This window comes from Saccharopolyspora ipomoeae (assembly GCF_029952525.1).
Lineage (GTDB): Bacteria > Actinomycetota > Actinomycetes > Mycobacteriales > Pseudonocardiaceae > Saccharopolyspora > Saccharopolyspora ipomoeae.
Genome location: NZ_JASAOF010000008.1, coordinates 180,532 through 205,053, shown reverse-complemented (window position 1 = coordinate 205,053; position 24,522 = coordinate 180,532). Strand labels below are relative to the sequence as shown.

Here is a 24,522-nt window from a genome sequence, read left to right as displayed (position 1 = left end):
GTGTCGGCGAGATCCCGACTGTTTCGCGTCAACCTCGGCGCGGAGCTCCGAACCCTGCGCGAGCGCGCGGAAATGTCCACCCGAACGGTGGCCACGCGATTGGGCACCAGCCCGGCATGGGTGAGCAGGACAGAAACCGGAGCCCGCTACCCGACTCCCGAGGAGGTCGCCGCCCTCTGCGACCTCTACGGCGCCACCGGCGAGATGCACGACCTGCTCACGGCCAAGGCCGAGTCCAACGACGGCACGACCATCAACCTGCCCTCCCACGACCAGTTCGCGGACCAACTCGCGAACATCATGCTTTTGGAAACCGAGGCCCGGCGGGTGACGACGTGCGAAATCGCCCTGGTGCCAGGCTTGTTGCAGACAGCTGAGTACGCGCGTCAGATGATTTCGACCGTCAACCGACCGCAGAGCGAGATCGAGCGACGGGTTGCCACGCGAATAGGGCGTCAGGCGGTGCTTTCTCGTCCGAACGGACCAGAACTAAGGTTCTTGATCGATGAGTTCGTGCTGCGTCGCCGCATCGGCGGAGTCAGGACCATGCGCGGTCAGCTCCAGAAGATCATGGCTGACTCGGAATGCCCTAACGTTCGTGTACGGGTGATCCCGGCTTCGGCGGGTGCGCATCCAGGGTTGGATGGGACCTTCGCCATCTACGAGTTCGCTGCCCTGGAAACGTACGTCTACCTGGAGAACAGGAAGGGCGGGATCTTCGTTACTGACGGCAACGCGACGCAACAGTATGTTGAATCGCGCGATGCGCTGTGGGAAGCGGCGCTCGGAGAGAACGAGTCGGTCGAGCTGATCGACGCGCTGGTAGAGGGGCTGATCGATGACTGACCTGGACTGGCGGAAGAGCAGTAGGAGTGGGTCCTCGACCAACTGCGTCGAGATCGCACGCGCCGCTCATGAGATCGCGGTCCGTGACTCCAAGGACCCGGAGGGTGGTCAGCTGCGTGTCCAGGCATCGCAGTGGGGGGCGTTCCTGGCCGGGCTCAAGCGGGGCCGTTTCCACTCCGCCGACTAGGTGATCTTCGCGCTGTGACCTGGGGTGGGGTGTGTCCCGGGTCAAGTTTGTCCAGATTCCCCGGAACCGTTACGCGCGCGGGCGCGTCCAGCTAAAGTAATCACGGTTCATGGGGGATCACAGGGTCCGGAGGATCTGGGATGACTAGCGCAGAGGGTGGGTTCGCCGCCGCCAAGGAGGGCCTCAAGGCCATCGGCGGTCAGACGCAGTGGATCAACTCGCAGGTCGGTGCGGGCAAGCTCGCGCTGAACCCGGAGGCTGCCGAGAACGCGGCCAAGCGCTGCGAGGAAGAGATCCGTGAGCTTCGGGCCCTGCAACGCAAGACGGACCGGATGGTTCGTGTTCAAGGGCTTGGCGACTACCCGGACGGCCAGCAGCTCGCTCAGCGTTTCTCGGACAAGGCGGGGGATAACAGCGCGGGTGCTGTGGCTCTGATTCGTCAGCTGATGGAAGAACTGCAGAAACAAGCTGACGCTTTCCGGGATGCGGCCAAGGATTACCGTGCCACCGACGAACAGAACGCCGACGACCTGAGGCGAGGTATTCAGTGAGCTCTTTCTCCCGAGTCGTGATCGCTGCTGCGGCGGGCTCTGCCCTTCTCGGCTTGTCCGCTTGCACGGGCGGGGCCGGAGGCACGACTGACGGAGGCGGGGAGTCGACTGCCCCAGCTCCTTCTGCGCTGGAGAGCTTCGACCCGTGCAACTTCTACACGCCTGAAGAACTCGCTGCAGCGGGAGTTGCTGGGCCCGGTGAGCCGGACACTGACCTCTCGTCGGAGCCGGGGTGCAACTTCACCGGCGACAAGATGGACCTGGCTCTGTACAAGAGCCCCGGCACGCCGTTCGACAAGTACATGTCCGAGGCCAATCTCGGACGCGTTGAGCCGTTCGACGCCGGCGGCCGCAAGGCTGCGATCGGTGTCACTGCGGGCTCCGAAGGCCAGGGCGTTTGCTCGTCGTTCCTGGACGCCGCCGGTGGCACCGTCATCGTCACCGTGACCGCAGGTACTACCGAGCCCGTTGAGCCCTGCGGCGAATCGCGCAGGGTCGCCGAGCAGATCTCGCCGAGACTGCCGCAGTGATTCAGGGGGAGTGATGGGGCTACTCGACACGCTCGATAACGCTGGTGCCCACGTCTTCGGGTGGGAGGGCGCGGCTGAGGAGAAGCGCAATGAGCAGGCCGCTGAAGCGCAGCGGATCGCTCAGCAGCAGCAGAACAGGCTCGCTAGCCAGAACTCGGGGCTCGAAGTCGGTTCTTACGACTCGCCCGGCATCAGCCAGTGCGTGAACTGGGGCGGTTTCAGTCATGCCGACATCTACAAGACCAACCAGGAGTCGATCAAGCCGGACAACGTCGGTGAGGCCGCTGAGACGTGGATCAATCTTGCGAAGGCGCTTCGGGAGCGTGGCGAGAGCTACCACCGGGACCTCGCCAACATCGTGCAGGGCGGTTGGCAGGGCGAAGCGGCTGATAAGGCTTCGGAGGTCGGCAAGCCCGCTTCCGACTGGATGAAGGCCAGCGCTGACGCCTTCGAGATGACCGGCAACAACCTCCAGGCTGCTGGGGATGCTGCTGGTCAGTCGAAGCAGCTCGTCCCGCAGCCCGAGGGTTTCAGCTGGGGAGAAGCCGCGGCCAGTGCGATTCCCTTCGGTCTTTCAGGCGGTGGCGTCAACGCGCTCTCCCAGATGGAGGAGCAGGAGCAGGCCGAGAAGGCCGCTCAGGAGACGATGGGCCGGGTGTACAGCCCGACGTTGACGCAGGTCGACGCGAAGATGCCGCAGTACACCGCGCCTGACGGCTCGACGGCGAACCCTCCGCCGGTTCCGCCTCCCGGCGGCACCGACTGGGGTGGCGGCATGGGCAACGGCGGCAACGTTCCCGGTGGTTCCGGGGCGGGCTCCGGTGGCGGCTACTCCGGTGGCGTGCCCGGCGGAGCGGGCAGCGGCATCCCCGGCGGCGGCTACAGCGGTGGCGCCTACCCGGGCGGCACGAGTCCCGCCGGAACCGGAACCGCCTGGGCGAACCCGCCCGGCGGCGGCCTCCCGGGCGGGGGTCTGCCCGGCGGGGGAGCGCCTGGCGGCGGAGTGCCCGGTGGTGGCGGCATGGGGCTCGCAGCCGGACTCGGCGCCGGAGCCGGCATGGGTGCCGGTGGCAAGGCCGGGGCCGGTGGCCTCGGAGCCGGTGCCGGGGGCCGCGGTGCCGGGATGGGCGCCGGTGGTCGGGCCGGGGCCGGTGGCCTCGGCGGAGGAGCCGGTGCGGGCGCCGGAGCCGCTGGTGCCGGTGGTCGTGGTGCCGCCGGTCGCGGGGGCATGGGCGGCATGGGTGCCGGTGCGGGTCGTCGCGGTGAGGGTTCCGAGGACGACGAGCACGAGCGTCCCTCCTGGCTCGAAGAGCAGGACGACGTGTGGATGAACGACATGCCCAAGACCGCACCGCCCGTCCTCGGCGAGTGATCTGACCGTCGTTCGCTGAACGACACGACCGTTCTCCGCGCGAGAACGGACTTTTCCCGTGGTGTCGGTGGTGGGGGAAGTTTTCATGAAAACTTCCCCCACCCCGTGCACGAATCTCTTTCTGCTTCCACGAGTGGGAGAAAGCTCAAGTGAGTGTGTTGGGTCGGTGGCAGCTGTCGCCGGTGCACCTGGACATCGTGCTCAAGTACCTGCGGATCGACGGCCTGACGCTGCCGATCAGCACCCGTTCCTTCGGCCGCACCGCCGACCAGTTCGGCGCCATCGGCAAGGCCGAGCTGCCGAACATGGAGGCGGCTGGTCTCGTCGCCGATGACGAGGTCGTTCCCCCGCTGGTGGATGCCCTGAAAACGCTTGCGACGCCGTACCTCTGGGTCGACTCGATGTGGTTCCCGCAGCCGGGCAGCGATCACTGCTGGCGGGCCGTCGCGGTGTTCACCGAAGGCGATCGCGTGGTGCTCGGCGTGCAGGCGCCCAGCGAGGACCCCAAGCGCGGCGGGCTGCTCACCGTCGAGGTGCACCAGAACGCGCCGCTGCCCGGCGTCGTGCTCGGCACGCTCCCGCCCGCGAAACCCGGCAGCTACGGCCCGATCCGGGTGCCGCACTCCTCGCTGCAGGGCGAGCAGATCGAGGACTACGACCCGTCGAGCATGATGCAGACCGCCACCCGGCAGCGCGGCAGCAGCGGTGACCAGCAGGTCGAGCTCTACGAGCGGATCGGCAAGGCGGAGCACGTGCGGCTCGGCCAGATCGCGGCGAACCTGCGCGACCAGCACGGTCGGCGTCGCCGCACGCAGCCCGTGTCCTGGTTCGACAACGTCGAACCGGACGGTCGGTACCTCGATCGTGTGGAACGCGGCAGCACCGGTGAACCGCTCTACGCGCTGCTGCCCGCCGACGCTCGCATGATCGGAAACGAGATCAACTCGTTGATCAACCAGGTCCGCGCGGGCTGAGTCCGTTCCGGCTGGTCGGTATGTCGCATCCGGGCAGGTCAACGGCCCACCCGGCGTTACTCCGGTTGTCGTCTGGACGCCCCGGACGAGCCGCCCGACACGCCGAACGCCTTCGAAGGGGGCACGCGCGGCTTGACAGCCCGCACGTAGGCTGCACGACATGGTCGAACCCCAGCTGCATCGCGTTACTCTGCCCAATGGGCTGCGCGTGGTGTTGGCACCGGACTCGGCAGCGGGCCAAGCGTCATCAGGGCAGGCCCCTGTGGTCGGTGTCAGCGTGCACTACGACGTGGGCTTCCGCTCCGAACCCGAAGGGCGCACCGGCTTCGCGCACCTGTTCGAGCACCTGATGTTCCAGGGCAGCGAGAGCCTCGAAAAGCTCGCCCACTTCCGGCACGTGCAGGGCTCCGGCGGCACGTTCAACGGTTCGACGCACCAGGACTACACCGACTACTTCCAGGTCCTGCCCTCGGCGGCCCTGGAGCGCGCGCTGTTCCTGGAAGCCGACCGGATGCGCGCCCCCAAGCTCACCGAGGAGAACCTCGCCAACCAGGTGGACGTGGTCAAGGAGGAGATCCGGCTCAACGTCCTCAACCGCCCCTACGGCGGCTTCCCCTGGATCCTGCTCCCCCCGGTGCTGTACTCGACCTTCGCCAACGCGCACAACGGTTACGGCGACTTCACCGACCTCGAACAGGCCACCGTCGACGACTGCGCCGCCTTCTTCGACACCTTCTACTCGCCCGGCAACGCCGTGCTCACCGTCGCCGGTGACCTCGACGTCGACCGGACGATCAAGCTGATCGAGAAGCACTTCGGCGACGTCCCCGCCCGCGGCGTCCCTCAGCGGCCGTCCTTCGGCGAGCCGTTCCCCACCAGCGAAGTCCGCGGCAAGCACGCCGACCCGCACGCGCCGCTGCCGGCCGTCGCGCTCGGCTACCGGCTGCCCGACCCGGTCGGCGAGCTCGACGCCTACCTCGCCAACGTCGTGCTCTCCGGCATCCTCTCCGACGGCGACGCCTCCCGGCTCCAGCAGCGCCTCGTGCACGGCGAAGCTCTCGTCGTCGACGTCAGCGCCGGAACCGGCCTGATGGGGGCGCCGCTCGACGCGCGCGACCCCGACACCTTCACCTTCACCGCCATCCACACCCCCGACGTCGGGGTGGAGCGCGTGATCGGGGCCATCGACGAGGAGCTCGACAAGCTCGCCACCGAAGGCCCCACCGAGGAGGAGCTGCACCGGGTCACCGCCCGCTGGGCCGCCTCGCTGCACCGCGAGAACGACCGCGTCGTCTCGCGCACCCTCGACCTCGGCAGCGCCGAACTGCTGCACGGCCGGGCCGAGCTCATCTCCGAGCTGCCCGACCGGATCGGCAACGTCCGCGCCCAGGACGTCGCCAACGCGGCCAAGGAGCTGCGCTCCGACGCCCGCGCCGTCCTGGAGATCGAACCCGCTGGTGACGAGAACGGAGGTGCGGCATGACCCGCGCAACGCACCGCAGCGCCGAGGAGATCGGCCGCACCGAGCTCGGCCCGCGGCCGCTGCCGCCGCTGGGCGAGCCCCGCACCGGCGTCGCCCCCGCCGTCGTCGACACCGTCCTGGCCAACGGGCTCCGCGTCATCGCCGCCCGCCACGGCCAGGTGCCGATGGTCGAGATGCGCCTGCGCATCCCGTTCGCCGGAGACGACGCGATGCACCCGGCGACCGCCGAGGTGCTGGCCGAAACGCTGCTCACCGGCACCGAACGCCGCGACCGCGTCAAGATGGACACCGACCTGGCGGCCGTCGGCGGCGACCTGCACGCCGTCGTCGACCCCGAGCGGCTCAGCATCGCCGGCGACTCCCTCGCCAGCGGCCTGGACACGCTGCTCGACGTCCTCGCCGACGCGCTCACCGGCGCCACCTACGCCGACGACGAGATCAACGCCGAGCGCGCCCGCCTCGTCGAGCGCATCGGCGTCGCCCGCTCGCAGCCGCGCGTCATCGCGCGCGAGGAGCTGCAGCGCCACCGCTACGGCGACCACCCCTACGTCCGCGAGGTGCCCGAGGCCGAGGACGTCGCCCAGGTGACGTCCGAGCAGGTCCGCGCCCTGCACCGCTCCCACGTGCTGCCGCGCGGCTCGGTGCTGGTGCTCGTCGGCGACATCGACCCCGACGCCGTCACCGGCGAGGTCGAGCGGGCCCTGTCCGGCTGGAGCTCCTCGGAATCCGCGCACGAACTGCCCGCGCTGCCGCCGGTGACCGGCGGGAACGTGCGGCTCGTGCACCGGCCCGGGGCCGTGCAGTCGCAGCTGCGCTTCTCCGCGCAGGCGCTCGCGCGCACCGACGAGCGCTACCCGGCGCTGCAGATCGCCAACCTCGTCTTCGGCGGCTTCTTCTCCTCCCGGCTGGTGGAGAACATCCGCGAGGACAAGGGCTACACCTACGGTGCGCACTCGTCGTTCGAGTTCACCCGCGGCAACGGCACGCTGCTCGTCGACGCCGACACCGCCAGCGAGGTCACCGCGGCCGCGCTGCTGGAGACCCGCTACGAGCTCGCCCGGCTGTCGCTGGTGCCGCCGTCGGAGTCCGAGGTCGAGTCGGCGCGCCAGTACGCCATCGGCGGACTGCTGACCTCGACCGCCTCGCAGGCGGGCCTGGCCTCGACGCTGTCCGCGCTGGCCTCGGCGGGCCTGGACCAGAACTGGCTGACCGCGCACCCCGAGCGGCTGCGCGAGGTCACCGTCGAGCAGGTCGCCGAGGCGGCGAAGCTGTTCGCTCCCACCGCGTTCACCGGCGTCGTCGTCGGTGACGCCGACAAGCTCGCCGACCAGCTGCGACTGCTCGGCGGCGTGGAGCTGCCATGACCCGGTTACCGGATGGAGCGCAAGAATGACCAGCGAAGTGTTCGCCGGTGCGGGCTTCCAGCTCGACTCCCCGCCCCTCCTCTCGCGGTCCACAGTGGACCGCCGGGAGGAGTTGCGGGAATCCCTCGACGGCGGCGCGAAGCTGTGGCACGGCGGCAAGGTCGTCCTCGTCGACGCCAAGGGGCGCACCCAGATCGACGAGGACTCCCGGCTCGTCGTGCAGCCGGCCGTCGACTTCGGTGAACGGCCGTCCCCGAACGCCGTGCTGCTCGGCGTCGAGGACGACGTCAGCTACTGGGCGCTGCGCACCGACCACGACGGCGCGGCCGACGAGTGGCGGGACCTGCGCACCGGCGGCGCGCTGCTCAACGACACCGACGCCGGCCTGCTCACCACCGCCGTCGGACTGCTCGGCTGGCACGACAACGCCCGCTACTGCGCGGTCTGCGGCGCGGCGACCACCCGCGTCAAGGTCGGCTGGGCCCGGCGCTGCTCGGGCTGCGACCGCGAGGAGTACCCGCGCACCGACCCGGCGGTGATCTGCCTGGTCAGCGACGGCGCGGACCAGGTCCTGCTGGCCCGCCAGCCGATCTGGCCGAAGTACCGGTTCTCGGTGCTGGCCGGGTTCGTCGAGGTCGGCGAGTCGCTGGAGGCCTGCGTCTCCCGCGAGATCGCCGAGGAGGTCGGGGTCCGGTGCACCGGCATCCGCTACCTCGGCAGCCAGCCGTGGCCGTTCCCCCGGTCGCTGATGCTCGGCTTCGCCGCCATCGCCGACCCGGAGGCCCCGCTGGTCCCCGCCGACGGCGAGATCGAGGAGGCCCGCTGGGTCCACCGCGACACGATCCTCGCCGCCCTGGAGGCCGGAGGAGAACCGGTCGACGGAGTTCGCCTCCCCCCGAGCGTCTCCATCGCCTACCGCATGATCAAGGGCTGGGCCACCACCAAGCCCTGACGAGCCGCCGCTGGCAGGGCGATTCGGGTGTCGCGCGGATCCCGAGCGGAAATCCGCGGACATTCGTCTCCGTCCGCGCTGGTCAAGGTCGTGGGGACGCGATCTGGGCGACACACGGTGGTGGGTATCGGCTGGGCGGGGTCGGGGGTCTGCGAGGATGCCTGCATGGCCGATCAACCGCGACTCCTGGAAGGTTTGGACCCGGAGCAGCGGCAGGCCGTCACCGCACCGCGCGGACCCGTGTGCGTCCTGGCCGGTGCGGGAACGGGGAAGACCCGGACCATCACCCACCGCATCGCCCACCTCGTCCAGCGCGGGCTGGTGACGCCCCGGCAGGTGCTGGCCGTGACGTTCACGGCGCGCGCCGCCGGTGAGATGCGCACCCGGCTGCGCGAGCTCGGCGCCGCGGGGGTGCAGGCCCAGACCTTCCACGCCGCGGCCTTCCGGCAGCTCCGCTACTTCTGGCCGCGCGTGCACGACATGGCGATGTGGCAGCTCACCGACAACAAGTTCCGCCTGGTCATGCAGGCCGCGAACCGGTTGGGGCTGTCCACCGAGCGCGAGGACGTGCGCGACCTCGCTGGCGAGATCGAGTGGGCCAAGTCCTCGCTGATCAGCCCCGAGCAGTACCCGGCCGCCGCGCAGCAGGCCGGTCGCGAGACGCCGATCCTGCCCGAGCTGATCGCCAAGGCCTTCGCCGGGTACGAGCGGATCAAGAGCGGCGCGCAGATGCTCGACTTCGACGACCTGCTGCTGCACATCGCCGCGATCCTGGAGGACCGCGAGGACGTCGCCGAGGAGTTCCGCAGCCAGTACCGCTCGTTCGTCGTCGACGAGTACCAGGACGTCAACCCGCTGCAGGCGCGCGTGCTCGACGCCTGGGTCGGCAACCGCGACGACCTCACCGTCGTCGGCGACGCCAACCAGACCATCTACTCCTTCGCGGGCGCCTCCCCGAAGTGGCTGATCAACTTCCCGCGGAAGTACCCCGAGGCGACCGTGGTCCGCCTCGAACGCGACTACCGCTCCACCCCGCAGGTCGTGGGCCTGGCCAACCAGGTCATCGGCGCCGCCCGCGAACGGCCCGCCGGGACCCGGCTCAAGCTCGTCGGCCAGCGGCCCGACGGCCCGCGCCCCGACTTCGCCGAGTACGACGACGAGACCGACGAGGCCGACGCCATCGCCCGCAAGGTCGCGCAGCTGGCCAAGCGCGGCGTGCCGCTGTCGGAGATCGCGATCCTGTTCCGCGTCAACGCACAGTCCGAGGTCTACGAGAAGGCGCTGTCCGACGCCGAGATCCCCTACCAGGTGCGCGGCGGCGAGCGGTTCTTCGCCCGCGCCGAGATCCGCCAGGCGATGGCCACCCTGCGCACCGCGATCGCCCGCGACACCGACGCCACCGACCTCCCCGGGACCGTGCGGGAACTGCTCGTCGAGGTCGGCCTGACCGACGAGCCGCCCGCCGGCGGCTCCGCCCGCGAGCGCTGGGAATCGCTGATCGCGCTCGTCGAACTCGCCGAAGGGCTGGTCAGCACGGTTCCGGACGCCGACCTGCAGCGCTACGTCGCCGAGCTCGACGCCCGCGCCGAGGCCCAGCACCCGCCGACCGTCGAGGGCGTCACCCTCGCCTCGCTGCACGCCGCCAAGGGCCTGGAGTGGGACGCGGTGTTCCTCGCCGGACTCGTCGAGGGCACGCTGCCGATCCAGCACGCCGACACCGACGCGGCCGTGGAGGAGGAGCGGCGGCTGCTCTACGTCGGCGTGACCCGCGCCCGCGAGCACCTGCACCTGTCGTGGGCGCTGGCCCGTGCGGGCGGCAAGCGTTTCCGGCGCCGCAGCCGCTTCATCTACAACCTCGTCCCCGACGGGCACCCGGCCGCGCTGCCGAGCAAGGCCAAGCCGCCGCAGCCGCCCGCGCGGCAGGCGGCCACGATCAAACCCGAGTGCCGGGTGTGCTCGACGACGCTGGTCAGGACGATGGACATCAAGCTCGGACGCTGCTCGGACTGCCCGTCCGACGTGGACGAGACGCTGCTGGAGCAGCTCAAGGCCTGGCGCAGCGAACGCGCCCGGCAGCTCAAGGTGCCCGCCTACGTGGTGTTCACCGACGCGACGCTGACCGCGATCGCCGAGCAGCGGCCCACCGACGAGTCGGCGCTGGTCGGCATCTCCGGCATCGGCGCGAGCAAGATCCAGAAGTTCGGCGGGGACGTGCTCGCCTTGATCAACCGGGTGAATTAGCGAAATCGCAGGTCAAAAATGTGTTGCGGCTTCTGGGGCCCGGCACATAACCTCGTAGACACGCGCGGGCCGAGAGGTCCGCTTTGGCCGACCGAGACCGAGAAGGAGGTGGGGACAGTGAAGATCTTCGAGATCATCAACGACGCCCCGCGTTCCTTCATGGCCGGGGTTGTTTCGCTGCTCCCGGGCACCTTTGTGCCCTTCGCCGATGAGCTGCGCGTCGAGAAGCCGCGTGGCTACCGCACCAACCCGGCGACCACGCAGCACCCGTGCACTTCGGTCCGTTGGCACTTCCTGGATCCGCTGATCTAGGAGAGCCCCAGGCTTTTCACAAGGCCGCGGACCTGCACACAGGTCTGCGGCCTTTTTGTGCTTCGGGTTGATCCACATCCACAACCACATCCATCCACAACCACGATTCGCCTGCCATCGACTACTGGAGGAAGTCGTATGTTCACCGCGAGTGTGCCGATACCCGAGTCGGCCGTGGACTCGCAGTTCGAGCCCGAGCAACCCTCGGCCTCATCGCTGCAGCGCCGCCTGCCCTGCCGCCGGGACCCGGACCTGTGGTTCGCCGAGAACCCGTCCGACCTGGAGCAGGCCAAGGTCCTGTGCAGCGACTGCCCGATCAAGACCGAGTGCCTGGCCGGCGCGCTGGACCGCTGCGAACCCTGGGGGGTCTGGGGTGGCGAGATCTTCGAGCGCGGCGAGGTCGTGGCCCGCAAGCGCAGGCGCGGTCGCCCGCGCAAGCACCCGCGTCCGGAGGAGACCGGACCCCGCAAGCAGGAGCAAGCAGCATGACCAGCGAGAACACCATCAGCCTGATCCAGCCGAACGCCCTGGAGACGCGCATGCACCCGACCGAGGAACTCCTGCGATTACACCGCAGGGAGAGATTGGCCGAAGCCGAGCGACAACGCGAAGCCCGCTCGCTCACGGCCGGACGGAGATGGCGGGCCCTGGCCCGCTACGCGACGAGGAGAGCCGAAGCCGCTGAGCAGCGCTGAACTCACGTGATCGCGCGCTCGCGGATGCCGCGTCGGCCGTCGTGTCGGTGGGGAGGTTTTCATGAAAACTTCCCTCCCCGACGGCCGACGCACTCTCGTCGCTCTTTGCTGGAACCGCAAACGAACGTGCGTGATTCGCCGCGTCGGGTCTAGTGTTCCGGCTCGTGGGAGCACATTCGCACGACAACATCGACTGGGACGCGCACCTGCAACGGCTTCGCGCGGCCGACGACTTCATCGCACCCGACATCACGCAGGTGATCGGCAGACTCCTGCGACCCGACGACCGCTCGGTGATCGAGATCGGTGCCGGAGCCGGTGGCACGGCGGCGATCATCGCGAAAACCCTGGCGGCGCACGGCGACGACGGGCAGCTGACGGTCGTCGACACCGCCGAGCAGCTGCTCAACGCGGCGGGGGAGCGGGCCGCCGCCGACGGCGTCGAGGTCCGCACGGTCCGCGCCGACGCGGCCGCCGACACCCTCGCCGAGGAGATCGAGAAGACCGGCGCCACCCCGCAGGCCGACCTGGTCTACGCGGCGTTCGTGGTGCACCACCTGCCCGACCAGCTCGCCGGGCTGCGCAGGCTCGCCCGGCTGGTCAAGCCCGGCGGGCGGCTCGCCGTCGTCGAGTTCGGCCTGCAGACCCGGGTGCTGCCCGCCGACATCGGCCTCGGCGAACCCGGCCTGGAAGCGCGGCTGCTCAACGCGAGCGAGCAGTGGTTCCAGAAGATGCGCTCCGAGATGGACGGCGCGGTCCGGCTCCCGATGGGCTGGTCGAAGGCCATGACCGAAGCCGGTCTCGTCGAGGCGACGTCGTTCAGCTACCTGATCGACCGCCCCGCCCCGCTGGACGACACCGGTCGCGCCGCCGCGATCCGCCAGCTGGCGATGCTCCGCCGGGACGCCGACGAACGCCTGCCCGCCGCCGACGTCGAGGTCCTGGACCAGCTCCTCGACCCCGACGGCGAGCACTACGCCGGAAACCGGGACGACCTCCACTACCTCAGCGCCAACACCGTCCACGTCGGCACCAAGCCCAGCTGACCTGCGGTTCAGGCCTCCGCTTCGGCGAAGCCGGGTTGCCACTCGGCGATGATGTCCCGGGTGGCGACCTCGGCGTCGAGCTGGCAGAGGATGCCCGTCGCGCCCAGGGTGACCCGGTGGATCAGGAGGTAGTCCGGGGGCAGGTTCAGGAGGCGGCCGGTGCGGAAGTCCTGGCCGCGCAGGTCGGAGACGCGCTCGGCCTGGCGCTGCAGCCAGCTGCGGGTGAAGTGGAACGTCTCGGTGCGGGCCGGGTCGACGAACGGGGCCAGGTAGGCCAGCACGTCCTCGGCGTGCAACTCCTGATCGGGCTGGACGAACCGCTCCTCCCGCAGCAGCTCCAGCAGCTCGATCGACTTGTCCTGCAGCGCCAGCCGGATCATCTTGCCGAACGTCGGCGGCAGACCGCCGGGTAGCCGCGACACCGCGCCGAAGTCGATCACGCACAGCCGCTCGTCCGGCAGCAGCATGAAGTTGCCCGGGTGCGGGTCCGCGTGCAGCAACCCGACCTTCGCCGGGGTGGAGAAGTGGAACTCCGCCAGCAGCCGCCCGGCCAGGTCCCGCTCGGCCTGCTCGCCCTCGGCGATGATCTTCGCGAACGGCGTTCCGGTGACCCACTCGGTCACCACGACCTTCGGCGCGCTGGCGATCACCGCGGGCACCACCACCCGGGGATCGTCGGCGAAGACCTTCGCGAACGTGCGCTGGTTGTCGGCCTCGATGCGGTAGTCGAGCTCCTCGACCATCCGCTCCTGCAACTCCTCCAGCAGCGGCTTGACCTCGGCGCCCGGCGCCAGCGACTGGAACACGCGGGAGAACCGCATCAGCTGCCGCAGGTCCGAGCGCAACGCCTCGTCGGCACCCGGGTACTGGACCTTGACCGCCACCTCGCGGCCGTCGTGCCACACCCCGCGGTGCACCTGGCCGATGCTGGCCGAGGCCGCGGGCTCGTCGTCGAACGAGGAGAAGCGCTTGCGCCACGACGAGCCCAGCTGCTCGGTCAGCACCCGGTGCACGCTGGAGGTCGGCATCGGCGGCGCCGCCGACTGCAACTTGGTCAGCGCCTCGCGGTAGGGGCCGGCCATCGCGTCGGGCACGGCGGCCTCGAACACGCTCAGCGCCTGCCCGAACTTCATCGCCCCGCCCTTGAGCTGCCCGAGCACCGCGAACAGCTGCTCAGCGGTCTTGGCGGCCACGTCGGCGTTGATCTCGGCGGCGTTCTGGCCGGTCAGGCGACGTCCCCAGCCTGCGGCGACCCGTCCGGCGACGCCCAGTGGCAGGCTGGCGAGCTTGGCGGTGCGGTGTGCTGCTTGGCGGGGAATGTCGGCCACGAATTCTCCCTAGGTGCGCGCAGGAAAACCCTCTCGAAGCCCGAAAGGCGTGCGGTCACCATTCGGAAAACGAGAAACCCATCAACATGCTAGTCGTTCAAGCGGGCATGGTGGGTCGTGATCGGCATTCCGGGTGAGCGGGGTTCGTTCCCGCGGCCGAATGTGATGGGCCGACGGGAACGATTGAACGGCTCAAAACGGATTAACTGCGTCGGGAAACCCCGTGAAACCAGCGCGGGGTGGGCCGCTGGCGGCCCACCCGTGCCCGGTCACGCCTTGCCGAGGATGCGGGTCATCTTGGTCCCGCACACCGGGCATGTGCCCTTGGCCATCCGGCGACCGTTGGTCTCCGAGACCTCACCGGAAAAGTCGCGCTTCTCCCGGCACTTCACGCAGTAGCCGTTGTACGTCTCGGCCACGGCTCCCCTCCTTCTGGTAATTGACCCAGCGCCATAGCTGGATCTCCTGCGCCCTCCTGCGGACGGCTGGGGGAACCGTACAGGCGGAGTAATTGAGATGCATGCATTACGCACAGGGCATGTTCGACTCGATGGAGTAATGATTCGCCCATTGACCTCAGCGGCGAGTTGAGGTGCAGCTCACAGGGGGAACCGTTTGTCGGAGCCAGTCGCTAGGGTCCACTTCCGTGGCTGAACCGCAGGTCGAGGTCCGCCGCAGCAAGCGCCGCCGCCAGACGGTGAGCGCCTATCGCGACGGCGACAAGATCGTGGTGCTGCTCCCGGCTCGGATGAGCCGTGCGGAGGAAAAACGCTGGGTGGCGGACATGCTGAGCCGTCTCCAGCGCAGTGAGACGCGACGCCGATCCCCCGCGCGCAACTCGGACGAGGCACTGGTGCAGCGCTGCCGTGAGCTGTCCGTCAAGCACCTGGACGGCCGGGCGAATCCGAGCAGCGTCCGGTGGGTGCCACCGATGCGCACGCGGTGGGCCTCGTGCACGCCCAGCGAGGGCACCATTCGGGTGAGTCAGCGGCTGCGAGATGTACCCGGATGGGTGCTCGATTACGTGCTCGTCCACGAGCTCGCGCACCTTCTCGTGCCCGGCCACGGCCGCGACTTCTGGAAGTGGGTCGAGCGCTACCCCAAGACCGAGCGCGCCATCGGCTACCTCGAAGGTCTGGTGGCCGCAACCCAGCTCCAGATCGGCCTCACCGACGACGAGACCGAGGACGAGACCGAGGACCCTGACGGCGACTGACCCGCAGCGGCCTGACGGTGTCAACGGCCGTTGGCGTTGGGACAGTTTTAGCCATAATCACCCATGATCAAAGTCCGTTTTGTCCGGGCAATTATGGCTAAAACTGTCCCAACGCAAGACCACCCGCCCTCCGCGGGGTGCGGCGAGCGGGTGGTGCGCGCGAATCAGGGCTTGGGGTTGTCCGGGCCCTGGTCTTCGTCCTGGTCCGTGCTGGGGTTTTCGTCGTCCTGGTGGTTCGGGGGGTTGCTGCTCTTCTCGGCTTCCTCGGCGCGGCGGATCGCCGCGATGGGGTCGTCGAGGTCGGAGGACGAGCCCCAGCGGTCGGCGAAGTCCAGCGGTTCGTCCAGGTCGGAGCTGTCCGGCAGCAGGTCCGGGTGGTCCCACACCTGGTCGCGGGCGTCGGTGCCGTGGCGCTCGGCCATCAGCCGCCAGAGGTTGGCCGCATCGCGCATCCGGCGCGGGCGCAGCTCCAGCCCGATCAGCGTCGCGAAGGTCTGCTCCGCCGGTCCGCCGCTGCCGCGACGGCGACGCATCAGCTCGCCCAGCGCCTCGGCGCCCGGCAGCCGGTCGCCCAGCGCGTCGGCGACGACGACGTCCACCCAGCCCTCGACCAGCGCCAGCAGCGTTTCGAGCCGCGTCAGCGCGGCCTCCTGCTCGGGCGTGGTCTTCGGTTCGAGCATGCCGGAGCTCATCATCTCCTGCATCGACGCCGGGTTCGACGGATCGATCTTGCCCGCCAGGTCCTCCAGCGCGGAGGTGTCGATGTGGATGCCGCGCGCGAACTCCTCGACACCCGCCAGCAGGCGCTGCGCCAGCCACGGGACGTGCCCGAACAGCCGGTGGTGCGCCGCCTCGCGGGCGGCCAGGAACAGGGTGGCCTCGCTGATCGGTCGGTCCAGCCCCTCGATGAACCGCGCGATGTTGGCCGGCAGCAGCGCCGCCGTGCCCTCCGGGCCCAGCGGCAGGCCGACCTCGGTGGAGGTGAGCACGTCGCCGCCGAGCTGGGCGAGTCCGCTGCCCAGCTGCGAACCGAAGGTCATGCCGCCCATCTGGCCGAGCATGTTCAGCAGCGGACCGGCCGCCTGCTTGGCCTCCTCCGGCAGGGCCTCCAGCCACGCCGAAGACATGCGCTGCGCGATCGGGTCGCACAGCCGCTGCCACACCGGCAGTGTCTTCTCCACCCAGTCCACCGAGGACCAGGTCTGCACCGAACGCACTCCGGCGGGCAGCGAGGTGCTGCCGTCGAGCCACAGCTCGGCGAGCCGGACCGCGTCCTCGATCGCCTTGACCTGCTCCTGGCTGGGACGTTCGGTCTTCTGGTTGTTGTGCAGCTGCTGCACCGCGAGCTGCTTGGCCAGGTCGTAGTTGACCGGCCCGGACTGGCCGCCACCGGAGTGGCTCAGCGCCTGACCGAGCTGGGTCAACATCTGGCCGAGCTGCCCGATGTCGAAGTTGCCGCCCGGTCCGGGCATGCCGGCGAAACCGAAGGGGTTGTCCCCAGGGTTGCCACCGGACCCGCCCTCAGAGCGGCCTTGCGACGAGTCGCCCTTGTCAGGGTCGTCGGGGTCCTGCGAGCTGAACCCGAACGGCATATTGGTCATAGTTCCACCGTACGCGGCCTAGGCCGCCCCTTTGAAGGATCCACTGGACTGGTCGGGCGCGAGCACCGGGCACATCGCCAAGAGCGAACACGTACGCTGTCGCCTCGTGAACCGCCGTACCTGGACGCTGTTGACGAGTGTCGTGCTGGTTGTCGCCTTCGGTCTGCTCGGCGCGTTCGCGCGAGTGCCGTTCGTGGCGCTGGGCCCCGGGCCCACGTACGACACGCTCGGCCTGGAAGGCGACCACCCGGTGATCAGCATCGAGGGTCAGGAGACCTACCCGACTGCCGGTCACCTCAACATGACCACGGTATCGGTCACCGACCAGCTGTCGCTGTTCGGTGCGCTGGGCCTGTGGGTCTCCGGTCGCTACGCGCTGGCGCCCCGCGACGTCTACTTCCCGCCCGACAAGAGCGAGCAGCAGATCGAGCAGGAGAACACCGAGGCGTTCAACGACTCGCAGACCACGGCCGAGACCGCGGCGCTGCGCTTCCTCGGGTACCCGAACAAGGTGCTGATCGGGCAGATCGTCAAGGGCAGCCCGGCCGACGGCACGCTGGAGCCGGGAGACCGCCTGATCTCCGCCAACGGCAAGCCGATCACCGACGCGGCCTCGCTGAAGGCGGCGCTGACCGGCGTCAAGCCCGGCGATCGCGCGGAGATCCGCTACCAGCGGGGCGACCAGCCCGAGCAGGTCGCCAACGTGCAGCTGGGGACCAACACCGAGCAGGGCGGCGACCCGGCGCAGGGCTTCCTGGGCGTGGCCGCGACCGAGCGCCCGGACGTGCCGTTCGACATCAAGATCAGCCTGGCCGACGTCGGCGGTCCCTCGGCCGGTCTCATGTTCACCCTCGCGATCATCGACAAGCTGACGCCGGGCGAGCTCAACGGCGGCAAGTTCGTCGCGGGCACCGGCGAGATCGACCCGGCGGGCAACGTCGGCCCGATCGGCGGCATCCCGTTCAAGATGATCAAGGCTCGGGAGGCCGGCGCCACGACGTTCCTGGTCCCGGCCGACAACTGCGCCGAGGCCAAGTCGCAGGCCCCGGAGGGCCTGCAGCTCGCCCGAGTCGGCAACCTCGTCGACGCCACCAAGGCCCTGGACGCCCTGCGCAACAACCAGGCTCCAGCGCCCTGCTGATCAGGCGAAGGTGGCCTGCAGGGCCTTGACCAGGTTCGGGGCCAGCGACGGGTCGTTGAAGACCTCGTCGTCCTCGCCCTCCCGACCGCGCAGGCGCATGACGCAGGACTGGGCCTCGCCGCCGCGGAGCACCGCACCCACCAGGCGCGCCTCGCGCCGGTCGGGGTGCTCGGCGGCGAGCTTGCGGGCGCCCTCGGCGTCCTCGGGCAGCGCGGCCTCGGCCTCCGGAGGCAGCACCACGATCTCCTGGACCAGGGCGCAGCCGATCACCTGCTCCGGCCACTCGATGCGGGCCAGCGCCTCACCGAGGTCGTCGGAGGGCAGCGACTCCTGCGCCAGCGGAGTCAGGGGAGAGGCCTCCGGGTCGAGCTGATCGGCCATGTCGGGGGCCGCGGCCAGCATCGTCTCGGTCGCCACCAGGGCGAAGATCTGCGTCGGCTGGTCCCAGCCCGCAGCGGCGACGAACTCCTCGACCTCGCGGGTCGCGACGGGCAGGGCGAACCCCAATTCCTCAACGGACGGCATGCCGGTCATCGTCGCATCACCGGCGCCGACGTCCGGCAGCGCGCCGCGTCGGGTCGGTCGGGTGCACTGCGTCGGCTCGGTCGGGTGCACTGCGTCGGGTCGGTCGGGTGCGCCGCGTCGGGTCGGTCGATCGCACGGCGTCGGGTCGGTAGGGCGCGCCGGGTCGGGTCGATCGATACCGATCTGTGTCCGAAAAATACCGTTCGCGCGGGGCCTTCCAGGAACTTCACACCTGGGTCGTAGAGTTGAACATCACGAGGGATCGTGTTCACCAGCACGATTGCCAAGTTCAGCTGACCGTCCCCAGGAGCGTGCGCTGTGGCCATGCGGCCCCCGGTAGGAATGCCGAAACTATCCCGGCGAAGCAGGATCCTGCTGATTCTGGGCGGAGTGGTCCTGCTCGCCCTGATCCTCGGATCACGACTGCTGGGCGCCTACGTCGACTGGTTGTGGTTCGGCGAGGTCGGCTACCGCGGTGTCTTCACCACCCAGATCCTCTCGCGACTCGGCCTCGGCGTCGTGGCCGCGGTGTTCCTCGGCGGCGTGCTGCTGCTGAACCTGTGGATCGCCTACCGCAACCGCCCGGTGTTCGTGCCGGTCAGCGGCCCGGACGACCCGCTGACGCGGTACCGGACGGTCATCAGCGAGCACTCCCGGCTGTTCGGCCTGGGCGTCCCGATCGCGATCGCCGCGATCGGCGGGCTCGCGGCCCAGGCCGACTGGCAGACGCTGCAGCTGTTCCTGCACAGCACCCCGTTCGGGCGGACCGACCCCGAGTTCGGCAAGGACATCAGCTTCTACGTCTTCCAGCTGCCGTTCTGGCGGCTGGTGCTGTCCTGGGCGTTCATCGCCGTGACCGTGTCGTTCCTCGGCTCGCTGGTCACCCACTACATCTTCGGCGGCATCCGGCTCACCGGCCGGGCCGGCCAGCTGTCGATGCCGGCCCGCGTCCAGCTGGGCGTGCTGGCCGGGCTGTTCGTGCTGCTCAAGGCCGTCGACTACTTCTTCGACCGGTACGACCTGCTGCTGTCCCAGCGCAACAGCCTGTTCACCGGTGCCAGCTACACCGACCTCAACGCGGTGATGCCGGCGAAGCTGATCCTTATGTGCATCGCGGTGTTCTGCGCACTGGCGTTCTTCTCGGTGATCTTCCTGAAGAACCTGCAGATCCCCGCGCTGGCGACGGTTCTGCTGCTGCTGTCCAGCGTCGTGGTCGGCGCGGTGTGGCCTGCGCTGCTGGAGCAGTTCTCGGTGCGGCCGAACGCCAACCAGCGCGAGGCCATGTCCATCGAGCGCAACCTGGAGGCCACCAAGGCCGCGTTCGGCATCGGCGACGACAAGGTCAAGTTCGTCGACTACCCGGGCCGGACCCAGCTGCAGCCCAGCGAGGTCGCCGACGACGCGGGGACGATCCCCAACATCCGGCTGCTCGACCCGAACATCCTGGCGCCGACGTTCACCCAGCTCACGCAGCAGTACAACTTCTACGGCTTCCCGGACAAGCTGGACGTCGACCGCTACCGCGACGCCAACGGCGAGCTGCAGGACTACCTGGTCGCGCTGCGCGAGATCAACACCGACGGCCTGGCCGTCAACCAGCAGAACTGGATCAACCGGCACACCGTCTACACGCACGGCAACGGCTTCGTCGCCGCACCGGCCGACCGCGTCGACTCGACCTTCAACGAGGGCGCCACGCAGGGCGGCTACCCGGTGTTCCAGATCAGCGACGTCGCCAACGACGGCAAGGGCGCGATCCCGGTCAAGCAGCCGCGCGTCTACTACGGGGAGCTCGTCGGGCCCGACGACTACGCCATCGTCGGCGGCAACCCGGGCGAGGCCCCGCGCGAGTACGACACCGACACCCAGCAGTTCACCTACGACGGCAAGGGTGGCGTCCCGATCTCCAACCCGCTGCAGCGGCTGGCCTTCGCCGCCTACTACGGCGAGCGGAACTTCCTGTTCAGCGGTGTGATCGGCGAGAACTCGAAGCTCATCTACGAGCGCAACCCGCGTGACCGGGTCCAGAAGGTCGCGCCGTGGCTGAAGCTCGACGGCGACCCGTACCCGGCCGTGGTCGACGGCCGCATCAAGTGGATCGTCGACGGCTACACCACGCTGAACAACTACCCGTACTCGAAGATGACCGAGCTGGGCGAGGCCACCAACGACACCCTCACCGGTGTCGAGCGCCAGCCCAACCAGCAGATCAACTACATCCGCAACTCGGTCAAGGCCACCGTCGACGCCTACGACGGCACGGTCGACCTGTACTCCACCGACGACAACGACCCGGTCCTCAAGACCTGGGAGGGCGTGTTCCCGGGCGTGATCAAGCCCGCCAGCGCGATCTCGCCGGAGCTGCGCGAGCACTTCCGGTACCCGGAGGACATGTTCAAGGTGCAGCGCAAGCTGCTCACCGAGTACCACGTGGACAACCCGGGCGACTTCTTCTCCACCCAGACGTTCTGGGAGGTGCCGAACGACCCCACGGCCCGCGGCGCCGTCGGCAGCAGCGAAGGGCAGCAGCCGCCCTACTACGTGCTCGCCCAGGTGGAAGGCCAGCAGCAGCCGAACTTCCAGCTGACCAGCGCGTTGACCGCGCTGCGGCGGCAGAACCTGTCGGCGTGGGTGTCGGTGTCCTCGGACCCGAAGAACTACGGGCAGATGACCGTGCTGCGGCTGCCGACGAACACGCTGACCCCGGGTCCGAACCAGGTCCAGAACCAGATGGAGTCGACGCCCGAGGTCACCGAGAACCGGACGCTGTTCAACAACCCGAACGTCACCGCGATGTTCGGCAACCTGCTCACGCTGCCGGTCGCCGGGGGTCTGCTCTACGTCGAGCCGATCTACATCCAGCGCAACGAGCAGGAGTCGTACCCGCAGCTGGCGCGGGTGCTGGTGTCCTTCGGCGGCAAGGTCGGGTTCTCCGAGACGCTGCAGGGCGCGCTCGACCAGGTCTTCGGGTCGGGCGCCGGGCAAGGCACCCAGCCCGGGGAGCAGCAGCCGCCGCAGGGCCAGCAGCCCGGGCAGCAACCGCCGACGCCGGGGACTCCCGATGCCGGGCAGGCCGTGGGTCAGATCCGGGACGCGCTCGAACGGGTCCGGAAGGCCCAGCAGTCCGGCAACTTCGCGGAGCTGGGCCAGGCGTACCAGCAGCTCGACGAGGCCATCAAGCGCTTCGAGCAGACCCAGGGCACCGGCGGCTGAGCCGACCGTGTGGAAGTCGGCGGGGTGGTGACCGGCGCGGTCGTCACCCCGCCGACGCTTCTGCGGGCCAGGTCAGCGGGGTGCGGAGGTGTTCGGGGACCCCGGTTTGAGGCGCTGGTGAGCGGTGCGTAAACTTGAGGGCACAACTTCAGCAGCCGGTTCTTCCGGCTGACGGCGCGGGGTGGAGCAGTTCGGTAGCTCGCTGGGCTCATAACCCAGAGGTCGCAGGTTCAAATCCTGTCCCCGCTACTGATCGAGAGGCGCTTCCCGGATTTTCCGGGAAGCGCCTCTCCTTCTTCTGTGAGGATGCGGGGATGATCCAGCAGATCCAGGACCGCTTCGCCATCGAGGACGTCCTCATCCGCTACACCCGCGCCATCGACACCGGCGAGTGGGACCGCCTCGACGAGGTGTTCACCCCCGACGCCCGCATCGACTACACGGCCTCCGGCGGTATCGAGGGCGACCTGGCCACCGTGAAGCCGTGGCTTGCCGAGAACCTGCCGATCTTCCCGAGCCGGATGCACTCGCTGCACCAGATCGCCATCGACCACGACGGCCCGGACGAGGCCCGGGTCGCGGCCTACTTCCACAACCCGATGACGCTCCCGCAGGGGGACGGCCGACCGGACCTGCTCGTCGAGTTCGGCGGCATCTACCACCACCGCTTCACCCGCACCCCGGAAGGCTGGCGCAGCCACCACCTCCACGAGCAGATCTGCTGGAAGCGGGGGCTGTGACTTCGCCATTCACGGTCCGAGGACTCCTAGCGGCACCACGTGGACACCGTCATCGCGCGTGTACGCGAGTGAGGTACCGGTGACAATCACCAGAGCTTTGGGCTTGCGCGTGACCCGTTCCGTCAAGCGGTGCAAGGATGCCGCAGCCTTGTCGGTTTCGGACTCACCGAGCTTGACCTCGACTCCCACCCAGTCCCCGTCGCGGGTTTCCAGGATGTAGTCGACTTCCAGGCGTCCGTCGGTCTCCCGGTAGTGCAAGCACGATGCACCTGCGGCTTCGGCGTAAACGCGCAAATCGTGTGCGACGAGGCTTTCGAACAGGAAACCAGCGGTCTCCAGGTCGTCGAGCATCCGCGCAGGCGACATCTGCAGGAGGGCAGCAGCGAGGGACGGATCGCCTAGATGACGCTTGGGCTTCGTGACGAGCCGTTTCGATGACCGAACCGAGGGATCCCAGGCGGGGATCTCGTCGACGATCATCATGCGGCTCAGGGCATCCAGGTAGGGTTCCGCCGTGTAGCGCGAGGGCCCTTCCGAGTCGTGATCGTCGCGGGCTCGCTTGACGATCGAAGCCAACGTCGCAGGCTGGGACACGACCTGGGCGTAAGCCTGGAGGAAGCGTCGCACCAGTCGGGGATTCCGGGTCGTTCCGGAAACTTCGTCCACGTCGTGTTCCACGATGATGGAGAGATAGCCGTCCAGGAACGTGCGCGCGGCATCCTCATCGGCTCCGACGAGCAAGGGCCATCCACCGACGGCGATGTGGTGGAGGTAGTCCCTGAATGAGACCGGCGAGTTGGCCGGTGCGGGGGAGGATCCGGCGATGAGGTCGGTGACTGAGACCTTCGGCGTGATCGCTTGCTTTTCGGCCAGCGTCATCGTGCGCATGCGGACCAACCCGAAGCGGCCGGCTCCGGAGTGTCGAGTCACCGTGTCATCCGGCGTTGCCGACCCGGTGAGGATGAATTGGCCGGGTGCACCGCGATCGTCGACTTCACGGCGTACCGCATCCCAGAGTTGGGGTGCGCGCTGCCATTCGTCGAGGAGTCGGGGCACCGCGCCATCGAGGAGCAACCGCGGATCGAGTTCTGCGCGTCTGGCCGCGTTGGGATCTGTGTCGAGGAGTGTTTCGCTGGATGCCAGCTGGCGGGCCGTCGCCGTCTTGCCGCATCCCTTCACGCCTTCGATCAACACCGCTCCCATGGCCTTGAGTTGCGCGCTCAAGGTGGCGTCCGAGTGGCGTGGCAGGTACGGCCGACCTGCGATTCTGCTGTTCATCTACCCTCATCCATCAAAATTCACATAGATCAATCAACATTTTGCACGTTACTCAGCATGCAGAACGCACGCAAATCGGCCCACATTCTGCACAGGTGGCGTGTTGGTGCTCGTGCGTGGATCTACCGCGATCCGGTGCGGTGTGGTCTGCTCGCCGGATGATGAAGCTGGTGCTGTGCCTGCACGCTGATGACCTGGAGGGGGCGCTCGACGACGACGGGTTCCGGGCGGAGCTCGCGGCTGTTGGGGTGAGGGGTGTCCAGCTCAACGTCGATGATGCGGATGTGGCTCCGGCGATGCGGTTCGGGCCGGGGGAGCGGGTGACTGGGCTCGTGTCGGTGTGGACCGCCGGGGACCCGGCCGCCGCCGTCGGGGTCGTGGTCGAGGCGAGCGGGGAGGTGCGCCCGCACGCCTACCGGGTGAGCGAGAAGGTGCGGCTGGACCCGCTGCCGGTGGCCGACGGGGAGCGGGCCGACGTGTACGCGCAGGTCGCCCTGCTGCGCAGGCCCGAGTCGATGACGCGGGAGGAGTACCTGGAGCACTGGCTGGTGCACCACACGCCCATCGCGATCCGCACCCAGAACACCTCGGGGTACGTGCAGAACGTCGTGGAGGAGGCGCTGACGCCGGAATCCCCGGACGTCGCGGCGATCGTCGAGGAGCACTTCCCGATGGCGGCGATGACCGATCCGCACGCCTTCCACGGCAGCGGCGGCGACGACGACGAACTCCACCGCCGGTTCACCGAGCTCATGAGCAGCGTCGCGCGATTCGGCGGCGGTGACGGGCTCGACGTGGTCCCGACCAGTCGCTACTTGTGGTGCCTGTGACCTGCCGTTCCGGGGATCCGGGAGAAAAGCGCACCCCCGCGTTCCGATCGATTTCGCGGGGTGTAGAGTTCTAATCACAACAGAACGAAGCAGCCGG

At 69.0% G+C, this 24,522-nt stretch carries 24 protein-coding genes and 1 tRNA gene; 20 read left to right on the top strand and 5 right to left on the bottom strand.

The window, feature by feature from the left end; translation table 11 throughout:
• From QFW96_RS15610 to QFW96_RS15545, 14 genes are all read left to right on the top strand, one after another.
• Positions 1-846, top strand: a complete 846-nt coding sequence (locus QFW96_RS15610) for a helix-turn-helix domain-containing protein (protein ID WP_281456363.1) — start codon at positions 1-3, stop codon at positions 844-846.
• Positions 839-1,033, top strand: a complete 195-nt coding sequence (locus tag QFW96_RS15605; protein ID WP_281456362.1) for a DUF397 domain-containing protein — start codon at positions 839-841, stop codon at positions 1,031-1,033. Before QFW96_RS15610 ends, QFW96_RS15605 begins: the two co-directional genes overlap by 8 nt.
• Positions 1,034-1,173: 140 nt before the next feature.
• The gene (locus tag QFW96_RS15600; protein WP_281456361.1) at positions 1,174-1,584 is read left to right on the top strand and encodes a hypothetical protein; all 411 of its coding nucleotides are present in this window, start codon (positions 1,174-1,176) and stop codon (positions 1,582-1,584) included.
• On the top strand, positions 1,581-2,114 hold the full coding sequence (locus QFW96_RS15595) for a DUF3558 family protein (RefSeq protein WP_343231388.1): 534 nt from the start codon (positions 1,581-1,583) through the stop codon (positions 2,112-2,114). Before QFW96_RS15600 ends, QFW96_RS15595 begins: the two co-directional genes overlap by 4 nt.
• A 13-nt stretch (positions 2,115-2,127) precedes the next feature.
• Positions 2,128-3,486, top strand: coding sequence for a PPE domain-containing protein (locus tag QFW96_RS15590; RefSeq protein WP_281456359.1), 1,359 nt, complete (start codon positions 2,128-2,130; stop codon positions 3,484-3,486).
• A 149-nt stretch (positions 3,487-3,635) separates the two neighbouring features.
• The gene (locus tag QFW96_RS15585) at positions 3,636-4,460 is read left to right on the top strand and encodes an ESX secretion-associated protein EspG (protein WP_281456358.1); all 825 of its coding nucleotides are present in this window, start codon (positions 3,636-3,638) and stop codon (positions 4,458-4,460) included.
• 160 nt (positions 4,461-4,620) lie between these two features.
• A complete protein-coding gene (locus QFW96_RS15580; RefSeq protein WP_281456357.1) occupies positions 4,621-5,943 on the top strand; it encodes a M16 family metallopeptidase in 1,323 nt (440 codons plus the stop codon).
• Positions 5,940-7,307: a M16 family metallopeptidase gene (locus tag QFW96_RS15575; RefSeq protein WP_281456356.1), complete on the top strand. Its 1,368-nt coding sequence runs from the start codon at positions 5,940-5,942 to the stop codon at positions 7,305-7,307. The genes QFW96_RS15580 and QFW96_RS15575 overlap by 4 nt, the downstream gene beginning before the upstream one ends.
• 25 nt (positions 7,308-7,332) lie before the next feature.
• Positions 7,333-8,259, top strand: coding sequence for an NAD(+) diphosphatase (gene nudC / locus QFW96_RS15570; protein ID WP_281456355.1), 927 nt, complete (start codon positions 7,333-7,335; stop codon positions 8,257-8,259).
• A 165-nt stretch (positions 8,260-8,424) separates the two neighbouring features.
• Positions 8,425-10,500, top strand: coding sequence for an ATP-dependent DNA helicase UvrD2 (locus QFW96_RS15565; RefSeq protein WP_281456354.1), 2,076 nt, complete (start codon positions 8,425-8,427; stop codon positions 10,498-10,500).
• A 117-nt stretch (positions 10,501-10,617) separates the two neighbouring features.
• Positions 10,618-10,812, top strand: a complete 195-nt coding sequence (locus tag QFW96_RS15560) for a hypothetical protein (RefSeq protein ID WP_281456353.1) — start codon at positions 10,618-10,620, stop codon at positions 10,810-10,812.
• Positions 10,813-10,950: 138 nt separating this feature from the next.
• Positions 10,951-11,301, top strand: coding sequence for a WhiB family transcriptional regulator (locus QFW96_RS15555; protein WP_281456352.1), 351 nt, complete (start codon positions 10,951-10,953; stop codon positions 11,299-11,301).
• Positions 11,298-11,507: a hypothetical protein gene (locus QFW96_RS15550; protein ID WP_281456351.1), complete on the top strand. Its 210-nt coding sequence runs from the start codon at positions 11,298-11,300 to the stop codon at positions 11,505-11,507. Before QFW96_RS15555 ends, QFW96_RS15550 begins: the two co-directional genes overlap by 4 nt.
• A 164-nt stretch (positions 11,508-11,671) precedes the next feature.
• On the top strand, positions 11,672-12,553 hold the full coding sequence (locus tag QFW96_RS15545; protein ID WP_281456350.1) for a class I SAM-dependent methyltransferase: 882 nt from the start codon (positions 11,672-11,674) through the stop codon (positions 12,551-12,553).
• An 8-nt stretch (positions 12,554-12,561) separates the two neighbouring features.
• Here the strand turns inward: QFW96_RS15545 and QFW96_RS15540 are convergent, their stop codons facing one another.
• Positions 12,562-13,881 (bottom strand): ABC1 kinase family protein, encoded by a 1,320-nt coding sequence (locus QFW96_RS15540; protein WP_281456349.1) that lies wholly within the window; start codon positions 13,879-13,881, stop codon positions 12,562-12,564.
• A gap of 269 nt (positions 13,882-14,150) precedes the next feature.
• The gene (locus tag QFW96_RS15535; protein ID WP_010693945.1) at positions 14,151-14,300 is read right to left on the bottom strand and encodes a DUF5679 domain-containing protein; all 150 of its coding nucleotides are present in this window, start codon (positions 14,298-14,300) and stop codon (positions 14,151-14,153) included.
• Between the two features lie 227 nt (positions 14,301-14,527).
• Here QFW96_RS15535 and QFW96_RS15530 point away from each other — a divergent pair, with 227 nt between their 5' ends.
• On the top strand, positions 14,528-15,097 hold the full coding sequence (locus QFW96_RS15530) for a M48 family metallopeptidase (RefSeq protein ID WP_281456348.1): 570 nt from the start codon (positions 14,528-14,530) through the stop codon (positions 15,095-15,097).
• Positions 15,098-15,261: 164 nt separating this feature from the next.
• Here QFW96_RS15530 and QFW96_RS15525 read toward each other — a convergent pair whose 3' ends face one another.
• The gene (locus QFW96_RS15525) at positions 15,262-16,698 is read right to left on the bottom strand and encodes a zinc-dependent metalloprotease (protein ID WP_281456347.1); all 1,437 of its coding nucleotides are present in this window, start codon (positions 16,696-16,698) and stop codon (positions 15,262-15,264) included.
• Positions 16,699-16,840: 142 nt separating this feature from the next.
• On the opposite strand from QFW96_RS15525, the gene QFW96_RS15520 reads away from it, so the two are divergent.
• Positions 16,841-17,839, top strand: a complete 999-nt coding sequence (locus tag QFW96_RS15520) for a YlbL family protein (RefSeq protein ID WP_281456346.1) — start codon at positions 16,841-16,843, stop codon at positions 17,837-17,839.
• On the opposite strand, the gene QFW96_RS15515 is transcribed toward QFW96_RS15520, so the two are convergent.
• The gene (locus QFW96_RS15515) at positions 17,840-18,364 is read right to left on the bottom strand and encodes a PPA1309 family protein (protein ID WP_281456345.1); all 525 of its coding nucleotides are present in this window, start codon (positions 18,362-18,364) and stop codon (positions 17,840-17,842) included. It lies immediately after the preceding gene.
• A 324-nt stretch (positions 18,365-18,688) separates the two neighbouring features.
• Between QFW96_RS15515 and QFW96_RS15510 the strand changes: the two genes are divergently transcribed.
• The 3 genes from QFW96_RS15510 (at position 18,689) to QFW96_RS15500 (ending at position 22,317) form a co-directional block, all read left to right on the top strand.
• Positions 18,689-21,577, top strand: a complete 2,889-nt coding sequence (locus QFW96_RS15510) for a UPF0182 family protein (RefSeq protein ID WP_281456399.1) — start codon at positions 18,689-18,691, stop codon at positions 21,575-21,577.
• A gap of 175 nt (positions 21,578-21,752) precedes the next feature.
• Positions 21,753-21,826 (top strand) — tRNA-Met (locus tag QFW96_RS15505).
• Positions 21,827-21,891: 65 nt separating this feature from the next.
• A complete protein-coding gene (locus QFW96_RS15500; protein WP_281456344.1) occupies positions 21,892-22,317 on the top strand; it encodes a nuclear transport factor 2 family protein in 426 nt (141 codons plus the stop codon).
• A gap of 9 nt (positions 22,318-22,326) precedes the next feature.
• Here QFW96_RS15500 and QFW96_RS15495 read toward each other — a convergent pair whose 3' ends face one another.
• Positions 22,327-23,595, bottom strand: coding sequence for an ATP-binding protein (locus QFW96_RS15495; protein WP_281456343.1), 1,269 nt, complete (start codon positions 23,593-23,595; stop codon positions 22,327-22,329).
• 116 nt (positions 23,596-23,711) lie between these two features.
• Here QFW96_RS15495 and QFW96_RS15490 point away from each other — a divergent pair, with 116 nt between their 5' ends.
• A complete protein-coding gene (locus QFW96_RS15490) occupies positions 23,712-24,425 on the top strand; it encodes an EthD domain-containing protein (protein ID WP_281456342.1) in 714 nt (237 codons plus the stop codon).
• Positions 24,426-24,522 lie beyond the last annotated feature (97 nt).